The organism is Actinomadura sp. NPDC000600 (genome assembly GCF_040492135.1).
GTDB lineage: Bacteria > Actinomycetota > Actinomycetes > Streptosporangiales > Streptosporangiaceae > Spirillospora.
This window is the reverse complement of sequence record NZ_JBEUPD010000002.1, coordinates 401,463-424,486: the sequence shown is the minus strand read 5'-3', so window position 1 is coordinate 424,486 and position 23,024 is coordinate 401,463. Positions and strand designations below refer to the sequence as shown.

Sequence of the window (23,024 nt, the reverse complement as noted above, 5' to 3'; positions counted from 1 at the left end):
TCATCCTCGGCGGGCGGAGCACGGCGATCGATCGTGCCCGCCCCCGAATCGGACGTTCGGAAAACCGCACCCCAGTGGGCCGGCCACCCCACCCGCCACTGGCTGCGGCGTCGGCCCGCCCCGGACATGACGCCGGGACGGGCCGAGGGGACGGCGGTTGTCAGGTCGGCGTGACCACCTGTCGCCCTCCACCGGGATGGTGGGCTGCGGCGCGGGCGGCACGCCTGGATATCAAGTGCCGTCGATCAGGCGAATGGCCAAGTCGGGGCTGAACTGGCCGGCGGGAATCCCCGCACCGATTCCGCAGTCGCCGTCGGAGTCGCCTGGGACCTTGACCCACAGTTCCAGTTCCGCATCGGCTCCCTCGCGGGGCGGGGTGCCGAGCCTGCGTCCGGCCGGGTTGCACCATTCACCATTGGAGCCGTTGCCGTTGCGGCTGGTGTCGACCACGAAGGTCTTACCGCCGGGGAGCCCGGCATTGACGGCCTTGGCGTAGGTGACCGACTGTTCGGTCGTGTAGTAGTTCGACACGTTGACCGAGAAGCCGCGTGCGTCTGCGATCCCGGCGGCCTGCAGACGCTGGGCCATGGTGCCGGCGGGAATCCAGTTGGCATTGGCGGCGTCCAGGTAGACCCAGGCGTTCGGCGCCTTCTGCTTGAACTGCTGCACGCCGTATCTCAGCAGGTCGAGCCGGATCTGCCGCTCGCTGTCGTTCGGCAGGCAGTCGAGTTGGGCGACCGCGTCGGGCTCCACCACGACGATCGCCCGGCGGTCGCCGATGGCCGTGGCGAACTGCCCGATCCAGGTGCGGTAGGCCTCCGGGCTGCCCGCGCCGCCGCCGGAGTGGCTGCCGCAGTCACGGCCCGGGACGTTGTAGGCCACCAGCGTCGGCGTGGCCCCGGTCTGCGCGGCACCGCCGACATAGCGGGACACCGCCGCGGTGATATCGCTGTCCCAGTTGCCGAACCAGCGTGCGATCGGCCGGTCGGCGATGGCCGCCTTGATGCGAGCGGCCCGCGGGTCGCCGGGGTTGGCGGCGACCCAGGCCGCCGGGTTGGAGTTCGGGTCGACGTACAGGTTGGCCGCGGCGATCGCCTTGGCCTCGGGTGGGGCATAGGAGACGGCGGCGACCTTGGCGGCCTGCGGCTGCTGTCCGGTGAGGTGGGCACCGGTCAGCGCGGCCGTCGACGCGGTGACCGCGGCGATGGCGGTGATGGTCCATCTGCGGAGAGCGGGGAGCACGGGGGTCCTTTCCTGTCCGGTGTCATTGCGGCACCGTCCGCCGGCTCTCCGGCCATCTTTCAGCGGATCATAGGAAGCGGACGAGTCCAATGCACTATTTCTGGACGTTTCCCGCGAAACTATCGACGCACTTCAATTCGAGTCAAGAGCCCTTTCACGATTTCATCTTCATCCAGCTGCAGAGCAGCCCGCCGTCATTGCGATCCTGCGGGCCACCGATATTGCGGGCCTGGTCAGGGGCTGATCTGCAGTGGTCTTCTCTGCGGTGGTGTGGACGCCTTCGGGCAGCACGGAAGCGCAGGTGTCGGCGATGATTCCCGGCCGGCTCGGCGTCCTGACATGCCTCAGCCCCGGCGCCTCGGCCGGGGCATTACGGGAGTCAGGCCTTGGCGCGCTGCTGCTTGAGGCGGAGTTCCTCTTCGCGGACTTTGACACGGACGGCTTGCTCGCGTTCCAGCCAGTCGGGGTTCTCGGCCTTCAGGTTCTCGATCTCGGCTGTGGTGAGGGGGCCCGTGATGCCGGCGCGGGCGAGACCTGAGGCGGAGACACGGAGCCTGGCGGCGACGACCTGACGGGGGTGGGGGCCTTCGCGGCGAAGTTGGGCGAGCCACGAGGGCGGGTCGGCCTGGAGCGCGTTCAATTCGTCCCGGGAAACAGGGCCTTCCTGGAACTCGGCGGGCGCCGCCGACAGCAGGATCCCCAGCTTCTTGGCCGCGGTCGCGGGCTTCATGGTCTGCGGGGTCTTCGCCTTGGACGCGCTCATGGCCCCAAGGGTAGCCAGCGGAAGGGGCTGCCTGGACGGGACTACGCTGAGGGAGTGACCGAAGGTGAGTTCCGGCTGGCCTACGTGCCGGGGGTGACGCCCGGGAAGTGGGCGGGGGTATGGGCCGAGCGGGTGCGGGATGTGCCGCTTGAGCTGGTGCAGCTCCCCGCCGCCGATGCCGTCCCCCTGCTGCGGAAGGGCGATGTGGACGCGGCGTTCGTACGCCTGCCCGTCGACCGCGAGGCCCTCCATGTGATCCCGCTGTACCTGGAGACGACCGTCGTGGTGGTGCCCAAGGACCACGCGGTGGCCGCGGTGGAGGAGGTCGAGCTTGCCGATCTCGCCGACGAGGACGTGTTCGAGCCGCTCGACGAGGTCTTGACCTGGGACGACCGCCCCGGACAGCCCGCCTTCACCCGTCCCGATGACACCGCTGCAGCGATCGAGTTGGTGGCGTCGGGGGCCGGCATCCTGCTGCTTCCGCAGTCTTTGGCCCGCCTCCACCACCGCAGAGACCTCACCTACCGCCCCGTGACCGACGCTCCCCAATCCCAGATCGGCCTGGCCTGGCTTGATGCCGAGACGACCGATCTCATGGAGGAACTGATCGGCATCGTCCGCGGCCGCACCCCCAACAGCTCCCGCGGCCGCAACGCCCAACAACAGCCCGCCCGCAAGAAGCCGCCCCGCCAGCGCTCCACCCCCAAGCGCCGCCACCAAAAACGCCGCCGGACGTAGCCGAGTACGCCGTGCTGCGTCGGGACGCGGGGACTACCTGCCGGCGCAGATCGCACACCGATTAGGTTTCCGCGCCGCGCCCGTCTGTAGGTGTGAGATCGACTCACAGGAGGCTGACGCCATGCGGAAACTGACCTACGGCATGAACCTGAGCCTGGACGGCTACATCGCCGCGCCCGGCGACGACCTGGGCTGGAGCGTGCCGAGCGACGAGCTGTTCCAGTGGTGGTCCGACCGGGTGGGGGCGACCGGCCTGGCGCTGTACGGGCGCAGATTGTGGGAGATGATGAGCTCCCACTGGCCGACCGCCGACCGGCAGCCCGGCGCCACACCGGCGGAGATCGAGTTCGCCCGCCGCTGGCGGGACATGCCGAAGGCGGTGTTCTCATCGACGATCGACAAGGTCGACTGGAACGCCCGCCTGGTCACCGGCGACGCGGTCACCGAGATCACCCGGCTCAAGGCCGAGGACGGTGGCCCGATGGACATCAGCAGCGCCACACTCGCCGGAGCTGCGATGCGGGCCGGGCTGATCGACGAGTACGTGCTGGTCACCGTGCCGGTCCTGGTGGGCGGCGGCAAGCCGTTCTTCACCGCGCTGGACAGCTGGGTGAAGCTGAACCTGGTCGAGACGCGGACATTTCCCGGCGGCGTGCTGCTGACCCGATACGAGACGAGGCGATGAGCACGGGCCAGATGCTCGGCTCCTAAGGCCAGGTCGAAATCCTTTCTGGCACGCTCGCCGTGCCCCTCGACTATGAGTCGTCGCCGGTGGGGACTCGTCCGGTCACAGCGTCGCGGGCAGGTTCAGCCATGGTTTGTCGGTGGCGTCGAATCCGGTGAGCTCGGCGATCTTCCCGTCGACGATGTGCAGGACCGCGATATTGAACAGACGGTATTCGGGGTCGTCGGGGGTGCGGAGGTACAGCACGGCGGCGGGCATGCGGTTGACCGTCGTGGCGATGCAGCGCCAGTCGTCGTGGCCGGGCTGGAAGAGCCCACCGGCGACCCAGCCGTCCACCGCGTCCTTGGCGGTGACGTCCACGGTGCCCGACCCGGGCAGCATCATGAAGCGCAGGTCGTCGCGCAGCAGGGCCATCAGCCCGTCGAGGTCGTTGCGCTCATGGGCGTCGATGTACGACTTCACCACGCCGCGCTCGTCGTCCGACAGCTCGTGCGTGGCAGAGCTCCGCCAGTCGAGGCGGCGGTCGGGCAGCTGCTCGCGCATCGTCACGCGCGCCCGCTGCAGTGCGCTGGTCACCGACGCGACGGTCAGTTCGAGGGCGTCCGCGGCCTTCGACGCCGGCCAGCCGAGGACGTCCCGCAGGATGAACACCGCCCGCTGCCTCGGCGGCAGGTGCTGGACGGCGACGATGAACGCCAGCTCGATCGTCTCCCGCGCCACCACCGATTCCTGCGGGTCCTCCGGAAGCATCCGGTCCGGGTATGGCTGCAGGTAGCGCATTTCCGAGCCCGCGTCCGGCAGCTCGGCGGGCACGGGTGTGCGGTCGTTGCGCTTCTCCAGGAAGTCGAGGCAGGCGTTCGTCGCGATCCGGTACAGCCAGGTCCGCAGCGCGGCGTTGCCCTTGAACGACTCTCGCTTGCTCCACGACCGCAGGAACGTCTCCTGCGTCATGTCCTGAGCGTCCTCGTAGTTCGCGAGCATCCGGTAGCAGTGCACCTGCAGCTCCCGCCGGTAGCGCTCCGTGATGAGCGCGAACTGAGCTGTGTCGTTCGAGCGGGCCGCCGCGATGAACGCGGCCGTGTCGGCGTCCAGCAGGCCGGCGTCGGTCATGGTCGTCAATCCTTCCGCGGGTGGCGAGGGGCCACCAGAACTGACGGCGTGGCGAAGGATTTCTGATCGGTGAAGCCGCTGACACCGACCCGTTCGTCAGACCGGACGGGTCGGGGCGATCCAGTGGACGTGTTCGCGTCGAGCAACCGTGTCCCGCGGGTCCGGGTCCAAGCCGCGCAATGCCAAGGTTCGACAGCACGTTGGGCCCGCAGGCCGCCCTCCCAGGTACCCGGCTCAGCCGGGCAGGTCGGCCAGGACGGCTTCGGCGGCACGGCGGCCGGACACCAGGGCTCCTTGGATGGAGCCGGTGTCGCGGTGGTCGCCGCATACGTAGCGTCCCCTGCGTATCCGCACCGGACGGCGCAGCCGCAGTGGCGGGAGCATCGCCGGAAGAGCGGCTTTGATCGGATAAGTGGCGATCAGCTGCCACCCGGCGGTGTCACCGTAGATCTCCTCCAGCCGGCCGCGCACGCGCGACTCGTCGGCGTCGATCCCGAGCACGGATGTCGAGATGAGTGCGCGGCCGTCGGCGGAGTACTCGGGCGCCGCGTCGGTGAGAACGAGGGTGTCGGTGATGATCCCCTCGGCGTCCAGGATTTGCAGGGGCTCCTCCAGCGGGGACTTCGGCGCCGCGTGGTAGAAGGTGGTGACGTCCCGCATGACGGGCGCGTCGATCTCGGGGACGAGGGCGGCGGCCTGGGCGGGGTCGGTCGCCACGATGACGGCATCCGCCTCGAATGCCTCTCCCTCGGAGCTCTGCACCCCTCGCCTGTGACCGCTCGCACGGCGGTCTCCAGTGACACTGCTCCGTCCGGCAACCGGGCCGCGAGTTGCTCCGCCATCCGTCCCATCCCGAGGGCCGGGGCGCCGATCGTGCCGCGTGCGAACGACCGCCAGATCAGGTGGAAGAAGCGGTTCGAGGTCTCCAGCTCCCGTTTGCAGGGCTTCGCCTAGGTCTGCAAGGGCTGGTGCGGCCCAGACGACGCCCGGGGGACGGCCCTCCATCGACTTCGCCTGATGGCGGCCGTGACGGAAACGTTCGCGGCCTCATGCGGTGCCACGGATCTGGGCGGCGTAGGCGTCGATCTTGCGCTTCAGGTTGGCTCGTTCCGCGGCGTCATCGGCTTCCTGGCGGCGGACGGCGGCCAGTTCGCGGTCGTGTTCCGCCTCGTTGACCAGGGCCATCAGGGCGGCGCTGTGCTCTTTCTCCTTGGCCGCGGCCACTTCGATGCGGTCGAGTTCGGCTGCCGTCTGCGCATCCACCCAGCGGCGGTGCACGACTTCGTTGGCCGTCAGGCGGGCCTCGTGCAGGCGGTCGTACTTGCCGGTACCGCCCAGCAGTTTGGTCAGGACGGGGGCGCACTCGACGATGATGAGCAGGAGGCGCAGGAGCCAGAGGGCGGCGCCGGCGTTGGTGTCCCGGGATGCCAGGTGGTGCAGGGCTTTGATCTCCTCCAGGACGCCGATGCCCTTCGCCGCGCTCTTGCGTTCCGCCACCTGCTCCGCGATCCGCTTGTTCACGTTGGCGGCGTAGCCGGCCGTGCCGGTGCCCAGGTCCGTGGTCAAGGCGGTGATCTTGGCGTTGACGGCGGCGAGTTGCCGGTGCAGGCCGTCGATGCCGGACGTCTTCTTGTAGGTGGCGAACGTCGCGCGGTTGGCCTTGCAGTTGACCCCGTTGCCGTAGCGCCGGGTGCCGCCGGTGCCGTCGCACTCCTCGCGGGCACGCTTCTCCAGAGCGTCCAGTTTCCGCTCGATTGGCCTGATCTGGTCGGTCAGTTGGGTGCGCTCTCGCTGCTTGGCGTCCAGGTCCGCTTGAACGCCTGCGGGAAAGCCCGCGACGCTCAGGGTGCTGCCCGCGCAGTCGGAGGACGTACTCGGCAGGCCGGTGGTGGGGTTGCACCGGCGCAGCCTGCTCTCGTACTCCAGGGCCTGCACCTGGCGGATCTGCAGGGCCTCCTGGCGGATCTCCTCATGGAACAGGCGCAGTACCAAGGGCTCGGCGATCACCACGGCTATCAGGACGGCCATCAGAATCCGCGGGACGAACAGCACGAGTTTGCGGGCGCCGCTCACCACGCCCTGCGCCGAGGAGATGAGCCAGGCGTCCAGGGCGAAGATCAGGGCGCCCCAGAACAGCGCCACCGCGAACACCGCGGGGTGGCCGAAGACGCGGTACAGGAAGAAGCTCATGGATACCGCGGCCATGCAGCCGGTGAACAGGGTGATCACGCCCTGCCAGGCCAGCCGCGGGCGCTCCTCGGGGGACCAGCACAGCCGCTCGTCGATGACCCCGATCAGGTCACGGACCAGGCGGAGCGGGCCGGTGCTCGGAGGGACGGGGCGGAACGCCTCAGGGGTGATCGCGGTGAACGGGCCCACGTCGCGGGAAGGGTCAGTAGTCGTCGTCATCTTCGGTGAGGTCCTCGATGCTCTGGTCGTCGGCGGCGTCACGGCTCGGTTCGACGATTTCGGGGCGCTGGCCGGAATCCACGGCGGGCTTGCCCGAGTCGGCCTGCAGGCCCTTGATCAGGCCCTCCACATCGACATTGATCTGGTCCAGGTAGCCGTGTTTGGCGATCTCCCGCAGCAGGTTCAGCCGGAGGTCCAGCGCGTGCAGCCGGTCCTGGTGCTCGCGCTCGTCGCGATCCCGGCGGTCCTGCCGGTCCCAGGTCTCGCGGCGGATCATGTCCTTGCGCCCGGCCTCGATCTCGGCCAGCTTCTCCTCCCGGTCCCACACCTCGCGGCGCAGCTTGTCCTCGTGCTCCTGCTCAGCGACGGCGCGGTAGTCGGCGCGCCGCTCCAGGCGCAGCCGCTCCTCGCGGTCCAGCAGCGCCTGGGCGTCGCCGCGCTGCTCCAACCGGAGCTTCTCGCGGTGCTCCTCCTCCCGGCGGTCCTGCTCACCGACCGTCACCGCGACATCTTCGTGGCCGATGGCGCCGTACTGGTTGGCGAGGATCGTCGCGCGCACCGGGTCGTTGCCGATGGCGTCGTAGTCGTGGTCGAGCTGGGTGCGCGCGAACTCGGCCCGCTCCTCGCGGTTGCGGAGCTCGGCCTCCCGCTCCCTCTCTTGCATCTCGACCCTGAACTCGCGCGTCCGGCGTTCCGCGTCACGCTCCATCTCCGCCTTCTGGTCCGCGACGCGCTGCTCGCCGGCGTCCTCGCCGAGGGTGCCCTCCACCTTGCTGATCGGCGGCGGCGTCTGGACGTCCACCGCGGCGAGCGCGATCCGCATGCCCGGCACCGTCGGCTGGATGAAGTGGGCGTACGCCTTGATCTGCGCGGTCACGTCCAGTTTGAACTCCTTCCACTCCGCGAGGCCGCGCCGCAGGCCCACCTCGAAGATCTCGTTGTGCTCGCGCAGGTACTGCTCCAGCGGTGCGGTGACGTCGCGCAGCCCTGACTTCACGACCCGGGAGGCGTCCACCACCGTGCAGTCGAACATGACGTCCACCTGGAACGTCTGCGCGTCCTGCGACGCGACCGGCAGCCGCACCGCGACGCTCACGCCCATCGCCATGTCGACGACGCTGACGCTGGTCGCCTCGATCGCGTCGGGGTGGTCGGGCCGGGGATGCCGCAGCACCGTGAAGCGGTCGCCGATCTGGAACACGTACGCCTGGTGCGGCCGTGCGGGCGGCAGTTCCGCGGCCACCCGCTGCTTGCGCTTGAAGCCGGCGCGGCCGTGCTTGCGGGCCTCGGCGAGGGGGCACTGCTCGGTGATCGGATAGGGCATCGTCACTCGCTCTCGGGGGACGGGCTCGCCGCGTCCAGCGCGGCCAGCAGGATCTTGGTCAGGGGGGACGGGCGGTCGCGGTGCGCCGGGTTCCGGGCCATCACATTCGGCAGGTCGCGGCGGAGCGCCGCCTGCTCGGCGGGGCCGAGCGCGCGGCGCAGCTCCTCGCCGAGCGCGGTGGCCTCCCGCTCGGCGTGCTCGCTGAGCCGCTCGATACCGCGCAGCGCCTGTGCCAGCGCCCGCAGTGCGCCCAGGCGGGCCGGGCCGTAGCGCAGCGCGTCGGCCCAGATCCGGCAGATCAGCGGGCGCCGGTCGGGGCGGGCCAGCAGCAGAACGACGATGGCGGGCTTCCCGCCATCGGGCAGCTTGGTCGACAGCACCGCCAGCACGGCCTTCATCGCCAGCCGGTACCGCGGCGCGTCCCGGCCGGTCGGGCGCAGCAGGTCCAGCCGCTTGCGCAGCAGCGCCAGGACGTGGTGCGACCTGCCCTCGGCTTCCACCAGCGTGGCGAACAGCTGCCCCATGCTCTGCGCGACGGCGGGACTGATCGACGTGCACTGGGTGACCAGCTGCCACATGCGGCGGGCCGCCTCCTCGGGGTAGCGGACGCCGAGGAGGCCGGTGAAGGCGACGGCGCCCGTCCACCGCTGCTGGGACGTGCCGTGGTTGACCCAGTCGTTCGCGGTGTCGAGGGCGGTCTTGGACAGCGCCTCATCGGTGCACATCACCGACAGCACCCACACTGCCGCCTGCTGGCCCCGCCAGCCGTCCCGGCCCTGCGACCAGGGCAGCAGGTAGTCGGGCTCGACCTCGTCGTAGGCCTCGCGGGCAAGCAGCGCCAGCCCGACCGACAGGTTGAACCGGACGGTGTCGTCCAGCAGGTACTCGTGCACCCACTCGTGGACGACGTACCAGAACCGCTCGTCGTACTCGCCCCAGAGTTCGCGCAGTACATGCGACCGGTAGGCGGGGTCCTTGAACCGGAGCCGGCTGCTGGCGGCGCCGTGGCGCACGATCCGGTCGCAGGTCATCAGCCCGTCGCCGTTCAGGACGGCGCCGCGCCGCCGCGGCAGGTCCTCGCGTTCCTTGTCGTCGTCGGCCGACGGCGGGATGTGCTTGTCGAGGATGCTTTCGAACTTCATCAGGCACATGCCGTGGTCGCGGTGCCGGAGGCCCCCGGTCAGCGCCAGGACGGTGACCGAGCAGATCTCGGCCCGGGACGGCGTGCTCGCGAACCAATCCCGGACCGTCGCGGCGGCGGCGAGCCCGAAGGTGTGCTGGACGGCCTCCTTCGGGTTTGTACCGGACGCGACCAGCTCGGCGGTCCGGATGACGCTGCCCATGGCGGGCTCGTCCGGCAGTTCGTCCCGGACGACCTCGGCGGTCGCGGCGTCAAGGCCGTGCGCGGTGAGGATCTCGGCGATGTCGGGGGGCTCCCAGCGCAGCCGCCGCACGCCTCCGGCGCCGGACATGTCCCCGGCCTCCTCTGCCGACACCGCGAGCAGCCATGCCCCGCAGTCGGCGAGCCTGGTGCGGACCCGCCGCCAGGCGTCGGTCGCCATCCGCCGGTCGGCGCCTTCCCGGACGGCCTCGGCGAAGTAGGCGCAGCCTTCCTGGTAGCCGCGGCGGGCCAGCTCGTCCAAGATGAGCCCGGGCGTCAGCACGAAGATCTTCTGAGGGTCGAGACAGGCGAGCACGGCGGTGCCGCCGTGCTCGCGCCCGCTGCCGGGCCGCCCAAAAATCACCAGCACTCGCGCATCGGAGAGCAGTCGCACCGCCTCGCCGTGCACGGGTGACCGGACCGGGCTGGTCCGGAGCGTGTGGATCTCCGCTTTGCTCAGCTCACCGGTGACGGCCTTGGACGTCGTCCCGCCCGGGGCGCCGTGCATCCCGAGGTAGACGTTCCCGTGGTTCTCGACCTTGGTGTGGAACTCCTGGTTCGCCTCCTGCGTGAACTGGTGGGTGGCTCGGGTGCCGCCGCCCCTGGGCTCGTCCTTCGCACCGTCGCCGGCGGGCTGCTCGCCCGTCTCGGTAGCCGATTCGCTGTCGGGTTCCTGCTGGGTGTTCGCTTCGTTCACGGGTCGACCAACCGCCGTGGGTGAGAGTGGTCCCGGGTCACGGCCCGGTGGGGAAGTTGTTGACCACGCCGAACTGGGCCGTGCCGCCCTCGGCGATCTTGATCCGGTGGTACTCGTGGTGGTGGTTCGCGGCCTTCCCGGGGGCGGCGGCGGGGGCCGGGTCGGGAGCCGGGGCCTCGGTGCCGGGGCCGACGCCGCCATCCCGGATGCGGTCGCGGGCGGCGGTCAGCCGCGGATCGATGGGGAGGCCCTCGCGGGTGAGGCGGTCGAGCATCGCGTCGTGGACGGACAGGGCCTCCTTCGAGCGGCCCAGCTTCGCCAGCGCGTACATCAGGTAGCCGGCCATCACCTGGTCGTAGGGGTCTTCGGCGAGGGCCTCGCGCAGCAGCGGGACGCGGGCCTCCTCGCGGCCGGCCTGCAGCGACCACAACTCCAGGAGGCGGCGAGCCTCGGCGCGCTCCGCCAGGAGGCGCTGCCGGAACGCCTCTGCCCGGGTGCCCGCCAGGCCGGGCAGAGGGGTGCCCGCGACGTGGTCCAAGGCGCCGGCCATCTGGTCGGCGGCGGCGGCCGGGGCCTCCCCGGCGATCCGCCGGGCGTGCTCTGCGTGGTCGCGGAAGAGCTGGAAGTCGGCCACACGCGGCAGCTTCAGCCAGTAGCCGCGGTTCACCGTCTCCAGCACGTCCGAGTCGAACCCGGCCGCTTCCAGCACCTTTCGGACGTCCCGGACCTTGCGCTGCAGGTCCTCGTCGGCGCCGAGCGGCTCCTCCTTCCCGTCCCACACGTAGGAGACCAGGGCGCCCCGGGCGATCCAACCCTCGGAGATCACCAGATGCGCCAGCACCGCCTGGTGGGTGGGGCCGCCGAGCGGCAGCGCGCGACCCTTGTCGCGCACCTCGATGGAATCGAACGTCCGGATTGCGGCGCCGGTCCTGGGCGCCGGTAGATCGTTCGGCATATTCTCCCCCTTCATCGGTCCTTATGGAACGCGAAATTGCCGGTGGTATTGCCGGTCGCGCGCCCCGCTGCTTTCCCGGCATCGAAACGGATGATCACCTTGTCGGCGGGCATCGGGCCCGCCGGGCGAGGAGCAGATCCATGGATGTCTCTGACAGCGGAAAGCGGTCGGCCTTCCGCAAGAGCTCTTACAGCGGCTCGCACAATGACGCGTGCGTGGAGGTCGCCGGCGACGGCGCCGGGCTGCTGGTGCGCGACTCCAAGGACCCGGAGGGCGGCACGCTGGCGCTGGACCCGGTCGCGGCACGGCGGCTCCTGGCCATGCTGCGCGGCTGACCGTGCGGGGCCCGCCGGGCGCCGCCCCTGCAGGCGCCCGGCGGTCAGTCCGGTCACCGCGCCGCCAGCCGGGTGAGGAACACGATCGAGGCGTCCGGGTCGAGCGCCCCGGCCCGGGATCGGTCGAAGGCGTCCGCGTACCGGTCAACCTCCGCGGCGGTCCATTCGAAATACTCCCGGTCGAATTCCTCCAGTTGCACGACCGAATTGATTCCTCCGGGCTCTTCCGGCAGCGCGAAGAGGTGGAAGGTGAAGCCAGCCTCGCGGAAAGGCGGTGCCGCGAACGGGCGGACCAGAATCGTCACGCGGGGCCGATGCGCCAGCTCTATCAGGTGCTGGTACTGGGCGCGCATCCCGGCGGCGCCGCCGACGGGGCGGCGGAGCGCGGCCTCGTCGATGACGGCTTCCACCTCCGGGCCGATGTCGCCGCTCAGGACGCGGGCGCGCTCCAGTCGGAGCCGGACGAGCCGTTCCATCCGCGGCCACGGCTGGTCGCGGCGGGTGCCCAACAGCCCCGCGGCGTAGCCGCGGGTCTGGAAGAGTCCGGGGATGAGGCCGGCGGTCTGGGTGCGGATCCGGACGGCGCTCTCCTCCAGGATCAGCATGGTCTCGTAGTCGTCGCCGATGTCGTCGGAGTACGGAGCCCACCAGTCGCGGGTGCCGGCGAGCAGCGCCTCCTCGGGCTCCGCTCCGTACGCGGCGACCAGTTCCTTGTAGTCGGCCCGCCGGATGCCGGCCAACCCCGCCTCCAGGCGTTCGAGCTTGTGCGGCTGCCATTGGAGCGCCGCGCTCGCAGCGCCGGCGTCGAGACCGGCCGCCGTACGCAGCCCCCGCAGATGCGTGCCGAGCCGGCGACGTTGCCAGATCCCCATCCCCACCCCCGCGGTGATCGTTTGCAACCTGCAATTTGCTGATTATGCATCAGCGCGGCTAGTCCTCGCAATCCGGGATACCCCGGTCACCTGCGTGACGTTCCCCACGACACTGGGCATGCCGCCCACGCACCGGAGGCCAGAGGGCGCGCCGCAGCCGGCCGAGAGGCTGGGGCAGCCAGCAGAGCAGGGCCGCTACGAACGCCGCGAGCGCCGGCCATGTCCAGCCGGCCGCCAGCAGGATCGGCGCACAAAGGGCGCAGACCTTCTCCAACTCCGCGAACGGCCACCGGGACGGTTTCCCGACGGTACCGGACACCTCTCGCGGCCGTGAGCGCCTATCCACGTATCCTCCAGGTAATCAAGCCCTGCCCCCCGAGTTCGACTCCAGGGCGAGAGCGGGGCGCAGAACGCAAATTGCAAGATGTAACGTCGAGCTGCGAGACGGCGGAAAAGGGGACGGGATGGCACGTGGCAGGAGCCCGGTGATGCAGCGCCGGAGGCTGGCTGCCGAACTCCAGCGGCTGCGGGGCGCGTCCGGCCGCACCCTGGAGGAGGTCGCCGAGCGGCTGGAGTGCTCGCCCGCCAAGATCAGTCGGATCGAGAACAACCTCGTCGCGGTCCGGATTCAGGACGCCCGCGAGCTGCTGGACTTCTACCGGGTGAGCGGCGAGCGCCGCGAGGAGTTGCTCACCATGGTCCGGGAGGCGCGCCGCAAGGGCTGGTGGTCGGCCTACTCCGCCGTGATGGATGAGAGCACCGAGAACCTGCTGAGCCTGGAGGAAGACGCGGTCCGCGTCTCGATCTACGACGAACGCGCCGTCAGCCCGCTGTTGCAGACCCCGGACTACGCCCGAGCCCAGCTGACCGCGGCCGACGAACTCGACAGCGCCGCGATCGAGCGGCGGGTGGAACTGCTGGCCGAGCGGCAGCGGATCGCCACCGGGCCGGACGGTCCGCAGCTGGCGATCGTGCTGGACGAGGCGCCGCTGCGCCGGTACGCCGGCGGCACCGCGATCATGGCGGGCCAACTCGACCGGCTCATCCACGCGTCCGACCAGAACAAGCTGGAGCTGCGCGTGATGCCGTTCAGCCGAGGCCCGAGCAACGCGCAGGGCTTCCCCGCGCAGATCTTCGAGTTCGCCGCCGACCCGCGCGTCGTCTACACAGAGCAGTTCGGTGGGGGCGGCCGGATGATCGAGGCCGCCGAGGAGGTCGGCCTCTATCTGTCGGCGTTCGAGCAGCTGTGGGCCCGCGCTCTGACACCCTCCGCGACGCGCGACTTCCTCAAGGCGCTGCGGGTAGAGCTCTGACCCGGGCATGCCCGTACCCCCTTGCTTCAGTGGTCACCTCGATCGAAGCGAGGGGGACCGGGAAACGATGGGGGTGGAGAGCCGGGAAATCGACTATTTCCATGAGCGGGTGCGGGACAGGCCGACGATGCGTCCCGTTCAGGTACCAGCCGGCGTAGGGCAGGAAGCCTCTGCTACTAGAGGTCGCGGGACGGGAACGTCCGACCTTGGGACTATGGTGCGTTTTCGTGAACAGACTCCACACCAGTCTCGATGAGAAGGTCCGGGCGTGAGCCGCTACAGGGGGCCCGCCACCTTGATCAGCAGCGGGGGAGCCGAGGTCGAGGTCTACGTCGATCTGCGCTCCAGGCAGCGGGAGTGGTCCGGGACCGCGACCATCGCCGACTTCGATTCCAGCGATCCTCATGACCGGACGTTGAGGCTTCCCGACGGCCGCGAGGGACAGGTCGCGCTCGGGGGTTCGGAGGCCTGGTCCGACGTCGTCACGCTGGTCGGAAGTGGTCCGCCGCCCTTCGGCTGAGCAGATCGTCCGACCAGCGGCGCCGGCATCCTCCCGGTCGCATGGGCCGCTGCCTTTCGAGCACGGCGATCAAGAGGCGGAATCCTTCGGGGTCCGCGCGTGAGCTTGGTCCAGCCGGTCTGTTCGTCGGCCATCCGCGTGATGCAGTCGGCCGGCTCGGCCAGCCGTGGGTTGTCGGCGGGCTGGTCGAGGGCCTCGCCGCAGGTGCGATAGAAGTCGACGAGTTGCGGGTCGCCGATCTGCTCCCACTTGCGTGCCGTCCACTACCGTGACCCGCTCGGGTGAGTGCGCGGCCGGCAGGACCCGGCCTTCGCGCTCAACGGGGACGATCCTGTCGCCGACGCCGAGCGCTCGAAGCGGGTCGAGATCTCGGCCACCTCCGGCGGCAGCGCCAAGTGGTCCCCGGCGTCCGGGATAAGCGCGCGTCTTAGGGCGTGGCGGGGTCGGTGGGGAGGAGTTCTTGACGCGGCCGGGGTAGGCAGTCAATGTGACCACCCTGGATTACTCAGCGGTGTTCGACGCGGTTCCCGCCGCGTGCGCGGTGCTGTCGTCCGACCTGGTGTACCTGGCGGTGAACCGGGCGTACGAGCATGTCGTGGAACGCCCGCGCGGACAGCTGCTCGGGCGTCGGATCTTCGAGGTCTTTTCGGGTGGTCCGTCCGGGGAGGGCGTCCAGGAGCTGCGCGCCTCACTGGAGCGCGTGCTGGCCGAAGGCGACGTCGACGTGATGCCGCTGGTGCGTTACGACGTGCAGGCGGCCGGGCAGCCGGGAAACTTCGAGGAACGGTACTGGACCGCGGTGAACTCCCCCCTGCTGGGACCGGACGGCCGAGTCACATGTGTGGTCAACCGGGTCGAGGAGATCACCTCCTACATCCAGCGGCTCCGGTCGGCCGGCGCGGCCGAGGAGGGGTTCCTGGCCGACCAGGTGGAGGCGACCGAAGCCGAGCTGTTCCAGCGCGCGCAAGAACTCCAGGAGGCCAACCGGCGGCTGCGCCGGGCACAGCGACGCGAGCGGCAGGCCACCGCCGCCGCCCGCGCGGCGCTGCGCCGGCAGCAGCAGGTGGTGGCCGACACCTCACACGACCTGCGCCGCCCGCTCACCGGCCTGCAGACCAGGCTGCAGGTGGCGCTGACCGACCCCCAGGCCGACTCGCGGCAGGTCCTGCACGCGGCACTGCAGGACGCCGAACGGCTCGGCGACATCGTCAGCGACCTGCTGGAACTGGCCCGGCTCGAAGGCAAGGCCCCCTTCCCCACCGAACCGGTCGACCTGTCGGCGCTGGTGGAAGCCGAACTCGCGCGGTCCGGCCTCGCCTGCGCCACCACCGTCGACATCACCGAAGGCATCGTGGTCGAAGGGTCCGCGGTCCGCCTGGCGCGGCTGCTGGCCAACCTGCTGACCAACGCCGACCGGCACGCCACCAGCCTGATCCACATCAAGGTCCACGAACGCGGCGAGGAGGCGTTCGTCGAGGTCATCGACGACGGCCCCGGGATACCCGCCGACGAGCGGGAAGCGGTCTTCCAGCGCTTCTACCGCCGCGCCGACGCCCGCCGCAGCGACCCCGAGGGCACCGGCCTCGGCCTGCCCATCGCCCGCCAGATCGCCCGCGCTCACCACGGCGACCTCTACGTCGCCGACCACCCCAGCGGAACCCGCATGGTCCTCCACCTGCCCCGCACGTCCCCCTGACAAGGCGCGCGGACGTTGTCGAACGGCGTCAGGCGGTTAGGCGCCGGCGCAGGAAGTCCTTGCCCTGCTCGGCGCCCTTGCGGCTCTCGGTCTGGGCACGGCGGAACAAGTCCGCCAGTTCGTTGTCGCCTTCGCGCTCGGCGTCGGCGATGTAGATCTCCAGTCGCAGCGCGTTGCTCAGGCATTGCTCGACGAACCAGACCAGGTTGTAGTCCTTGTCCTTGGTGCCCGTAATCCCGCCGGTCTCCTGCTCATGCATCAGACTCATCGGTCCCCCCTTTTCCGTCGGTCTTCGTGCCGAGCCCTACCCGGCCGCTCGCCCTCCATGCGAGCCCCGCAGGCCGTCGAAAGGTCCGAGGTCGTCGGGACGAGGGCACCGGCAGGGCCCTTAGGCGGGGTGGAGGCTCAGGCTCGCCGCGTTTCGGCCTCGACGGTGTCTTGGGCGAACTGCACGGCGGCGCTTGTGGCACCCTTCAAGCCCAGTACGGCCCCGTTGGCGTTGAGACCGTCGATGATCAGGTTGATCCGGTCGGAGAGGGCCTCCGGGTCCCGCGCTCCGGCGCGCTTCGCGAGGTCGCGCAGGTGCGCCTGCTTGGCGGTGAAGTGGTCCACGATGACCTGGTGGGCGGGGTGGGTCTCGTCGGGGAACTCCGCGTAGGCGTTGCGCAGCGGGCAGCCCCGGAAGCCGTCTTCGGCGGCGCGCTCGGCGACCGCGGCGACCAGGGCGACGATCTCCCGGCCCGGGTCGGACGTCTCCGGCCGGGCGGCATCGGCGACGACCGCGTCCCAGTCGTCCTTGCAGCGCTCCAGGAAGGCGACGACCAGCTCGTCCTTGCTGCGGAACTCGCGGTAGAGGAGGTTCTTGCCGCAGCCGCACTCGTCGATGATCCGCTGGAGCCCCACGGCGTGCACGCCGTACCGGGCGAAAAGGCGCGACGCGGTCTCCAGGATGCGGTCGCGCGCCCCCTCGTCGGGCTTTCGGGCCATCGAGCACCTCCGCCGGACCGTCGACCGTCCCCGCACGGATTATAGCGGACTGATCGGTCCGCCGCTTCGGGCGCGGAGCTCCCGACCGGTTGACACCGGCTCCGCCGTCCATCAAGGATGGGGACCGTTCGGTCCGGGACCGATCGGTCCGCAACCGTGAGGAGTCGTACGTGGACACAACGGGTTCGATGGCCGCCGACGACGGCGGCAGGCTGGGCGGACGTGCCTGGGGCATGCTGCTGGTGCTCTGCGGAGCGCTCTTCCTGGACGCCCTGGACGTTTCGATGAAGGGCGTCGCGCTGCCCTCGATCGGCGCGGACCTCGGCATGTCCACCCGCTCGCTGCAGTGGGTGGTGAGCGGCTACGTGCTCGGCTTCGGCGGCTTCCTGCTTCTCGGCGGCAGGGCCGCCGACCTGCTCGGCAGGCGCAGGATGTTCGTTCTCTCGCTCGCCGCGTTCCTGGTCGCCTCGGCCGTCGGCGGCATCGCCGCCAACGGCGAGGTCCTCATCGCCTCCCGCTTCCTCACCGGCGTCAGCGCGGCGTTCTCCGCTCCGGCCGGGCTGTCCATCATCACCACGAGCTTCGCCGAGGGGCCGGCCCGCAACAAGGCCCTGTCGGTCTACAGCGCGACGGGTGCGTCCGGCTTCGCTCTGGGCCTGGTCGTAGGGGGCCTTTTCACCGAGTTGTCGTGGCGCTGGGTCTTCTTCGCCCCGGTCCTGATGGCCGTCGCGACCCTCCTCGGCGCGCTCTGGCTGGTCCCCCGCACCGTCCGGCCGGAGGGCCCTCGCCAGGGCTTCGACGTGGCCGGCGCCATCAGCGCCACCGCCGCGATGCTCCTTCTGGTGTTCACCCTGGTCGAGGCGCCCCAGGCGGGCTGGGGGTCGGCGCGCACGGTCGGCTCCCTCGTCGCCACCGGGCTGCTGCTCGCGGTCTTCGCCCTGATCGAACGCCGCGCGCCCGCGCCGCTGGTCCGTCTCGGCCTGTTGCGGTCGGGTCCGGTGATCCGCGCCAACCTCGGCGCGATGGCGCTGCTGGGGAGCTGGGTGTCCTGCCTGTTCATCCTGACCCTCTACATGCAGCAGGTCCGCGGCTGGTCGCCGCTGGAGACCGGCCTCGCCGTCGCCCCGTCCGGCCTCCTCGTCGCGCTGCTGGCACCGCGGATCGGCGCCCCGCTGGTGGGACGCTTCGGCGCGTTCCCGGTGACCCTCGCCGGGCTGGCGGCGGCCGCCCTGGCGTACGCCCTGCTGCTCCCGCTCGGCCCCGACTCGGCGTACGCGCCCGCCATGCTTCCGACGTTCCTGCTGGTCGGCGTGGCGTTCTCGTTCGCCTACGGGCCCCTGAACATCGCCGCGACCAACGGCGTTCCGGCCGAGGAGCAGGGTGTCGCGGGCGGGCTGGTGAACACCTCGTTCCAGCTCGGGCCCGCGCTCGTCCTCGCGGTCGTCACCGCTGTCGACGACGCCGCCGCCGGACCCGGCACGGCGCCGTCCGATCTGCTGGACGGCCTGCACGCGGCGCTGGTCGTGCCACTGGTCGCGGCCCTCATCGGCATGGCGGCGATAGCGCTCGGCGGCCTCGGAAGGTCCCGGTCGCCGCGGCGCCCGGCGCACGGCTCCGACTCCCGGACCCGCCAGTCCGTTCCGGCCCCCTGAATCCCGACCTGCCGGGCGAGGCCTGGCGGTAGACCTTCGACCCGCATTTCTTCAATGCACTGCCGGACATGCGAGGGGCGCCCACCGCGTGGTGGGCGCCCCTTTCTTGATGGCGATGTGGCTACTTGAGGAAGGGGAGGCGGCGAACCAGCGGGGTGCCGGCCCACCAGCGGCCCAGGCCCAGAGTGTCGCCGGCGCTGACCAGAGCCAGACCCACAGCCAGCAGGGCGTAGACCAGGTGGTCGTCCATGAACGGGTTGTTCTCCGGAGGCAGAACCGCCGCCCACATCATGACCAGCAGCACCGCCCCGGCACCGGCCGCGAGACGTATCCCGATCCCCAGCATCAGCGCCGCGCCGATCCCCGCCAGGCCGAGCATGAACAGCCAGTCCGCCCAGGCCAGCCCTGCCAGATCGTTGTAGAACCCGGCCAGCGGGCCCTTGGGGGCGTGGGCCAGGAACCCCTCGGTGGGGCTGCCGCCGTCGATCCACCCCTTGCCCGCCGGGGTCTCATGCCCCAGCCCGAACGCCTTGTCCAGGAACGCCCAGAAGAACACCCACCCCAGCGCGATCCGGGCGACCGCCCACACATACCGCGCGGCCGGCGACTCGGTGATCGGCCTGGCCGCCACCACCTTCAGACTCACCAGAGCCCGGCGCCCGCTGATCCTGTGCTCGGAGACAGCCATTGTCGTCCCCACCCTTCCCATCGAACCCCGAACTCCTGTCACTGATCATTCAACGCACCCCCAACCACCCCCCATAGGTGCATTCGCCCCACCCTTTAAGGGACCTTCGTCCCACAATGAAAATGCTGCTCTGATACGGGAGCCCGGACTTTAACCCGGATGCGGTCGCTCCTATCGGAAGCGGCTCTCCATGCGCCGGCGGATCCGGCCGGGTGTCAGCTTCGGGCCCGGATCGACAGCGCCAGGGCCGGGCACATCTCGGCGGCCTGAGCGGCCCCCCGCAGGAGCCGGGACGGGATGGCCGCGCCGGTGATGACGGGATAGCCGAAGCGGTCCAACTCGATGAGTTCGGGAAGCAGATGCCGGCAGAGCTTGTGGCCGGCGCAGCGCGACCAGTCGATGGCCAGTTGGGCCCCCGACTCCTCCTCGGTCCGCTCCCCCGGTACGGGAAGGAACCGGCGGGTGGGACGGCCGCATCCGCCCCTGGTCAGGTGCGCGTCGACGTCGTCCTGAAACGCCTTGAGCGCCGAGAGCAGGAAGCGGGTCGTCCCGTCGGGGTGGCTGCACGCCCCCCGCCCCCGCACGGTCGCGCTGCCGTTGCGGATCGCGGCGAGCGCCTCGTCACCGGTGTTCCCGGCGGCCAGGGCGCCGAAGGACTGGGCGATGGCGGGCAGGCCCAGCCGGCAGGGGCCGCACTGCCCGGCGGACTCGGCCCCCATGTAGGCGGCGACGCGGGCGACCTCGCCGACCGGGCACGTGTCCCGGGGCAGCGGGACGATGATCCCGGCGCCGAGCGCGGCGCCCGCCGCCGTCATCGACTCCCGCGACACGGCCGCGGTCGCCGCCTGCGCGGGAGTGAGCCAGGCGCCGTGGTACCCGCCGACCATGAGGCCCTGCCCGGCGTCGGTGCCGCATCGGCGCAGCACGTCGGCGAGGGGGACGCCGGTCGGGGTCTCCACGACGACGTGGCCGCCGTCGGGGACGGTGACGGTCAGCAGGACGGTGCCGGGCTCGGCGGCCGTGCCGACGGACCGGTAGCCCTCGGCGCCCAGTCCGGCGAGGACGGCCAGCTGCGCGAACGTCTCGGCGTTGGACAGCAGGGTCGGCAGCCGGTCGACCCCGCTCTCCGCCGCCCTGACTTTGCGCCCGGGCGGTATGGGCGTCTCGCCGTTGACGCCGCGCACCAGGGCGCCGCCCTCCCCGGTGATGAACCGTTCCGGCAACTGGACGACCCGGACCCGGTCGTCCAGCCCGGACTCGGCGACGGCCAGCCGCAGCGACCGCGCGGCCGGCCCCTCATCGGTGATCCCGATGACGAGTTCCCGGGCGCGCAGCGCCCGGACCGCGAGCATCGCGCCGTTCAGCACGAGATGCGGGACGTGCGCGAGCAGCGCCTTGTCCTTGGAACTCGCCGGCTCGCCCTCGGTGGCGTTGACCAGTACCACGCAGGGCCGGTCGGACCGGGCCGCCGCCTTACGCACGGCGGTGAGCTTGCGGGCGAAGGGGAAGGCGGCTCCACCCCGGCCGCGCAGGTCGACCGCCTCGGCGAGGGCCACCAGATCGGGCACCGAGAACCGGGCCGGGACACGGTGCACGCGCCGGTGCGCGGCGGCGTCCAGCCGGGAGACCCGGTCGAGCCCGGCCAGCAGCCGGGGACGGCCGATCGTCGTCACTTGGGGGACGGGGCTCACGGGCGGCTCCTCGACCAGCGGCGGGCCTCATCCTTCAGGTCCGCCCAGAACTGCTCGTCGGGCACTCGGGCGACGACGTCCGGCGCAGGCTTGGCCGCCGGCCGGGCCGGTGACCTGGGGACGGCGGGCTGCGCCGGTCGCGGCCGGGTCGCGCGGCGGTGCCGGGCGGCGAGGGCGAGGCGCAGCAGCACCAGGACCACGACCACGGCCGCGCAGGCGAGATAGCTGAACGTCACCCAGCTCTTCGCGGCGCGGCCGGCGTTGAGGCCGTGGACGAGGGCGACCGGCCAGCACACGTAGACGCTCAGGTGCAGCAGCCGCCACGTCCAGACCCGGCCGGCGCCGATGAACCGGCCGCGCGCGACGCCGATCAGGAACGCCAGGATCATCAGATCACCGGCGACCGGGCCCAGCGAGACCATCAGACCGTGCCCGCGCAGCCCGGCGGCGGGCAGGACCGCGTCCAGCGCGGTCGCGTGCCGTTCCAGGATCTTGAGGGTCACGTGCACGGCCAGGAAGCTCATCGACAGGGTGGCCGTGGCCCGGTGCCCGGACTGGGCGACGATCCGCAGCCGGACGGGAGTGAACCGGCCGCTCGCCAGCAGCCCGAACACCACCGCCCCGGTCAGCCCGACCAGGGTGAACACGCCGGAGAAGAACTCCAGGAACGCGTGCACGCCGGCCAGCGCGCTCGCGGCCGGAGCGGTCCGCCCGGCGGCGGCCGCGGCGGCCAGGCCGGCGGCGAGCAGCAGGAACGCGCGCACCCGCCGGCCGGTGCCGGACGGCAGGGTGTCGGAGGAGGAGGTCGCGCTCATGACGCCTTCCGCATCAGAACACCGACGCTGCGGGACGGCGCCGGAGCCGTGGGGCTGAGCCTCGCCGACGGCGCCGGGGAGGCACCGGGGGCGACGCCGAGGTTGAGCAGCGGATCCCCCGCCTGGATTCGCAACCCGGGGCGCTCCGCCTGGATCGGTCCGGATGCGGGCACGTCCAGGGTCCAGCCGCCGATCCGCAGGGAGTCCAGCGGCACCGGGCGGCCGCCGGACAGGACCCCGAACACCACCGCGGCGGCCCCGTCCACGTGCGCGCCCGTGCAGGACTCCTCGTTCCCGGCCGTCCCGAGGTAGGCGCCCCGCTGGACGACCGCCCCGTCCTTGACGTTCGCGAGAGCCGACATCTGTGAGTACGTCGAGGCGAGCCCGTTGGGATGGATCAGCAGGAGCATGCCGTGGGCGGGCTCGCGGCTGCACAGCCGGTACAGGCGCCCCGATCCGGCCGCCAGCACACGCCCGTCCCCGCCGGTGAACGCGATCAGTTCCGCGCTGCCCGTGGGGCGCATGGTCCACGACTTGCCCGCCCCCCAGGGCAGTGACAGGCCGGTGTCCTTCGACGCCGCCGCCTTGCCGTACGCGGCCAGGAACGACCGCTCGGCCTTCGGGACGACGCTGTCCGGCGCCTGCCGCGCGTAGGCGGTGAAGGTCTCGGAACCGGTCACGGCGACGTGCCAGCCCGTCCTGGCGCGGCGGGCGATGAACAGCGAGGCGTCGGGAGGGGCGTCCACGCCCTCGGGGGGAGTGAGGACGGAGGAGCCGAACGCCCAGCCGCGCGCCGGGTCCGACCGGGACAGCAGGACCCTGGGCGCCGCCGGGGCGTGGCCCCCGAAGTCGCGGCGCGCGAGCGGCGCGCGCTGCCGCAGGACCACGGCGCGCACGGTGCGCACGAGCGGCGTCGACTTCGCCGCCGGCCGGGCGGGTTCCGAGGGGTGCGAGCCATGCACCGGCCGCGTCCGGCCGGAGGCGGGTACGGACGCCCGTGCCGGCCCGCTCCGCGCGGGCGCCACCGTCTGCGCCACGACGGCGGACAGGATGAGCAGGACGGCGCTCGCCCCGGCACCGCCGAGCCACGTGATGCGGTTGGCGAGCGGCAGTATCGACCGGCCGCCCGGTTGGTGGCTGGACATCACCGG

The 23,024-nt window shown here is 71.4% G+C and carries 22 protein-coding genes; 7 read left to right on the top strand and 15 right to left on the bottom strand.

Annotated elements, in window-relative coordinates; all coding sequences use genetic code 11:
- Positions 1 to 231: 231 nt before the first annotated feature.
- Positions 232 to 1,242, bottom strand: a complete 1,011-nt coding sequence (locus ABWI07_RS04785) for a glycoside hydrolase family 6 protein (RefSeq protein WP_353817724.1) — start codon at positions 1,240 to 1,242, stop codon at positions 232 to 234.
- Positions 1,243 to 1,621: 379 nt separating this feature from the next.
- A complete protein-coding gene (locus ABWI07_RS04780) occupies positions 1,622 to 2,005 on the bottom strand; it encodes a DUF5997 family protein (RefSeq protein WP_353817723.1) in 384 nt (127 codons plus the stop codon).
- Positions 2,006 to 2,059: 54 nt separating this feature from the next.
- Between ABWI07_RS04780 and ABWI07_RS04775 the strand changes: the two genes are divergently transcribed.
- Positions 2,060 to 2,743: a LysR family transcriptional regulator substrate-binding protein gene (locus ABWI07_RS04775; protein ID WP_353817722.1), complete on the top strand. Its 684-nt coding sequence runs from the start codon at positions 2,060 to 2,062 to the stop codon at positions 2,741 to 2,743.
- A 121-nt stretch (positions 2,744 to 2,864) separates the two neighbouring features.
- A complete protein-coding gene (locus ABWI07_RS04770) occupies positions 2,865 to 3,428 on the top strand; it encodes a dihydrofolate reductase family protein (RefSeq protein ID WP_149261727.1) in 564 nt (187 codons plus the stop codon).
- Positions 3,429 to 3,530: 102 nt separating this feature from the next.
- Here the strand turns inward: ABWI07_RS04770 and ABWI07_RS04765 are convergent, their stop codons facing one another.
- The 6 genes from ABWI07_RS04765 to ABWI07_RS04740 form a co-directional block, all read right to left on the bottom strand.
- The gene (locus tag ABWI07_RS04765) at positions 3,531 to 4,538 is read right to left on the bottom strand and encodes an RNA polymerase subunit sigma-70 (RefSeq protein ID WP_149261728.1); all 1,008 of its coding nucleotides are present in this window, start codon (positions 4,536 to 4,538) and stop codon (positions 3,531 to 3,533) included.
- A gap of 234 nt (positions 4,539 to 4,772) precedes the next feature.
- The gene (locus tag ABWI07_RS04760; protein ID WP_235037093.1) at positions 4,773 to 5,300 is read right to left on the bottom strand and encodes an FAD-dependent oxidoreductase; all 528 of its coding nucleotides are present in this window, start codon (positions 5,298 to 5,300) and stop codon (positions 4,773 to 4,775) included.
- Between the two features lie 285 nt (positions 5,301 to 5,585).
- Positions 5,586 to 6,947, bottom strand: a complete 1,362-nt coding sequence (locus ABWI07_RS04755) for a DUF4407 domain-containing protein (RefSeq protein ID WP_149261729.1) — start codon at positions 6,945 to 6,947, stop codon at positions 5,586 to 5,588.
- Positions 6,931 to 8,271: a hypothetical protein gene (locus ABWI07_RS04750; protein WP_149261730.1), complete on the bottom strand. Its 1,341-nt coding sequence runs from the start codon at positions 8,269 to 8,271 to the stop codon at positions 6,931 to 6,933. Before ABWI07_RS04750 ends, ABWI07_RS04755 begins: the two co-directional genes overlap by 17 nt.
- 2 nt (positions 8,272 to 8,273) lie before the next feature.
- Positions 8,274 to 10,349 (bottom strand): hypothetical protein, encoded by a 2,076-nt coding sequence (locus ABWI07_RS04745; protein ID WP_149261731.1) that lies wholly within the window; start codon positions 10,347 to 10,349, stop codon positions 8,274 to 8,276.
- Between the two features lie 37 nt (positions 10,350 to 10,386).
- Positions 10,387 to 11,304: an AfsR/SARP family transcriptional regulator gene (locus ABWI07_RS04740; RefSeq protein ID WP_160161037.1), complete on the bottom strand. Its 918-nt coding sequence runs from the start codon at positions 11,302 to 11,304 to the stop codon at positions 10,387 to 10,389.
- Positions 11,305 to 11,444: 140 nt separating this feature from the next.
- On the opposite strand from ABWI07_RS04740, the gene ABWI07_RS04735 reads away from it, so the two are divergent.
- Positions 11,445 to 11,639, top strand: a complete 195-nt coding sequence (locus ABWI07_RS04735; RefSeq protein ID WP_160161038.1) for a DUF397 domain-containing protein — start codon at positions 11,445 to 11,447, stop codon at positions 11,637 to 11,639.
- 53 nt (positions 11,640 to 11,692) lie between these two features.
- Here ABWI07_RS04735 and ABWI07_RS04730 read toward each other — a convergent pair whose 3' ends face one another.
- Positions 11,693 to 12,511 carry a helix-turn-helix domain-containing protein gene (locus ABWI07_RS04730; protein ID WP_160161039.1) on the bottom strand — a complete coding sequence of 273 codons (819 nt, stop codon included), beginning with the start codon at positions 12,509 to 12,511 and terminating at the stop codon, positions 11,693 to 11,695.
- 464 nt (positions 12,512 to 12,975) lie between these two features.
- Here ABWI07_RS04730 and ABWI07_RS04725 point away from each other — a divergent pair, with 464 nt between their 5' ends.
- The 3 genes from ABWI07_RS04725 (at position 12,976) to ABWI07_RS04715 (ending at position 16,040) form a co-directional block, all read left to right on the top strand.
- The gene (locus ABWI07_RS04725) at positions 12,976 to 13,824 is read left to right on the top strand and encodes a helix-turn-helix domain-containing protein (RefSeq protein WP_149261735.1); all 849 of its coding nucleotides are present in this window, start codon (positions 12,976 to 12,978) and stop codon (positions 13,822 to 13,824) included.
- Between the two features lie 268 nt (positions 13,825 to 14,092).
- A complete protein-coding gene (locus ABWI07_RS04720) occupies positions 14,093 to 14,344 on the top strand; it encodes a DUF4873 domain-containing protein (protein ID WP_149261736.1) in 252 nt (83 codons plus the stop codon).
- A gap of 487 nt (positions 14,345 to 14,831) precedes the next feature.
- Positions 14,832 to 16,040, top strand: coding sequence for a sensor histidine kinase (locus ABWI07_RS04715; RefSeq protein WP_149261737.1), 1,209 nt, complete (start codon positions 14,832 to 14,834; stop codon positions 16,038 to 16,040).
- Between the two features lie 28 nt (positions 16,041 to 16,068).
- Here the strand turns inward: ABWI07_RS04715 and ABWI07_RS04710 are convergent, their stop codons facing one another.
- Both ABWI07_RS04710 and ABWI07_RS04705 read right to left on the bottom strand, forming a co-directional pair.
- On the bottom strand, positions 16,069 to 16,308 hold the full coding sequence (locus tag ABWI07_RS04710) for a hypothetical protein (RefSeq protein WP_235037094.1): 240 nt from the start codon (positions 16,306 to 16,308) through the stop codon (positions 16,069 to 16,071).
- A gap of 137 nt (positions 16,309 to 16,445) precedes the next feature.
- Positions 16,446 to 17,027 (bottom strand): TetR/AcrR family transcriptional regulator, encoded by a 582-nt coding sequence (locus tag ABWI07_RS04705; protein WP_149261738.1) that lies wholly within the window; start codon positions 17,025 to 17,027, stop codon positions 16,446 to 16,448.
- A 170-nt stretch (positions 17,028 to 17,197) separates the two neighbouring features.
- Here ABWI07_RS04705 and ABWI07_RS04700 point away from each other — a divergent pair, with 170 nt between their 5' ends.
- Positions 17,198 to 18,679: an MFS transporter gene (locus tag ABWI07_RS04700; protein ID WP_353817721.1), complete on the top strand. Its 1,482-nt coding sequence runs from the start codon at positions 17,198 to 17,200 to the stop codon at positions 18,677 to 18,679.
- A gap of 121 nt (positions 18,680 to 18,800) precedes the next feature.
- Here the strand turns inward: ABWI07_RS04700 and ABWI07_RS04695 are convergent, their stop codons facing one another.
- From ABWI07_RS04695 to ABWI07_RS04680, 4 genes are all read right to left on the bottom strand, one after another.
- Positions 18,801 to 19,367, bottom strand: a complete 567-nt coding sequence (locus ABWI07_RS04695) for a hypothetical protein (RefSeq protein ID WP_353817720.1) — start codon at positions 19,365 to 19,367, stop codon at positions 18,801 to 18,803.
- 215 nt (positions 19,368 to 19,582) lie between these two features.
- The gene (locus ABWI07_RS04690; RefSeq protein ID WP_353817719.1) at positions 19,583 to 21,058 is read right to left on the bottom strand and encodes an NADH-quinone oxidoreductase subunit NuoF family protein; all 1,476 of its coding nucleotides are present in this window, start codon (positions 21,056 to 21,058) and stop codon (positions 19,583 to 19,585) included.
- Complete coding sequence (locus tag ABWI07_RS04685) at positions 21,055 to 21,873, bottom strand: hypothetical protein (protein WP_149261741.1); 819 nt, start codon at positions 21,871 to 21,873, stop codon at positions 21,055 to 21,057. The genes ABWI07_RS04690 and ABWI07_RS04685 overlap by 4 nt, the downstream gene beginning before the upstream one ends.
- Positions 21,870 to 23,018 (bottom strand): M23 family metallopeptidase, encoded by a 1,149-nt coding sequence (locus ABWI07_RS04680; protein WP_353817718.1) that lies wholly within the window; start codon positions 23,016 to 23,018, stop codon positions 21,870 to 21,872. Before ABWI07_RS04680 ends, ABWI07_RS04685 begins: the two co-directional genes overlap by 4 nt.
- Between the last annotated feature and the right edge of the window lie 6 nt (positions 23,019 to 23,024).

Bases quoted from the DNA above. Each gene is read 5' to 3' on its own strand.
- ABWI07_RS04780 (WP_353817723.1), bottom strand. From the start codon at position 2,005: ATGAGCGCGTCCAAGGCGAAGACCCCGCAGACCATGAAGCCCGCGACC.
- ABWI07_RS04770 (WP_149261727.1), top strand. From the start codon at position 2,865: ATGCGGAAACTGACCTACGGCATGAACCTGAGCCTGGACGGCTACATC.
- ABWI07_RS04765 (WP_149261728.1), bottom strand. From the start codon at position 4,538: ATGACCGACGCCGGCCTGCTGGACGCCGACACGGCCGCGTTCATCGCG.
- ABWI07_RS04755 (WP_149261729.1), bottom strand. From the start codon at position 6,947: ATGACGACGACTACTGACCCTTCCCGCGACGTGGGCCCGTTCACCGCG.
- ABWI07_RS04750 (WP_149261730.1), bottom strand. From the start codon at position 8,271: ATGCCCTATCCGATCACCGAGCAGTGCCCCCTCGCCGAGGCCCGCAAG.
- ABWI07_RS04740 (WP_160161037.1), bottom strand. From the start codon at position 11,304: ATGCCGAACGATCTACCGGCGCCCAGGACCGGCGCCGCAATCCGGACG.
- ABWI07_RS04735 (WP_160161038.1), top strand. From the start codon at position 11,445: ATGGATGTCTCTGACAGCGGAAAGCGGTCGGCCTTCCGCAAGAGCTCT.
- ABWI07_RS04730 (WP_160161039.1), bottom strand. From the start codon at position 12,511: ATGGGGATCTGGCAACGTCGCCGGCTCGGCACGCATCTGCGGGGGCTG.
- ABWI07_RS04725 (WP_149261735.1), top strand. From the start codon at position 12,976: ATGGCACGTGGCAGGAGCCCGGTGATGCAGCGCCGGAGGCTGGCTGCC.
- ABWI07_RS04710 (WP_235037094.1), bottom strand. From the start codon at position 16,308: ATGAGTCTGATGCATGAGCAGGAGACCGGCGGGATTACGGGCACCAAG.
- ABWI07_RS04705 (WP_149261738.1), bottom strand. From the start codon at position 17,027: ATGGCCCGAAAGCCCGACGAGGGGGCGCGCGACCGCATCCTGGAGACC.
- ABWI07_RS04695 (WP_353817720.1), bottom strand. From the start codon at position 19,367: ATGGCTGTCTCCGAGCACAGGATCAGCGGGCGCCGGGCTCTGGTGAGT.
- ABWI07_RS04685 (WP_149261741.1), bottom strand. From the start codon at position 21,873: ATGAGCGCGACCTCCTCCTCCGACACCCTGCCGTCCGGCACCGGCCGG.
- ABWI07_RS04680 (WP_353817718.1), bottom strand. From the start codon at position 23,018: ATGTCCAGCCACCAACCGGGCGGCCGGTCGATACTGCCGCTCGCCAAC.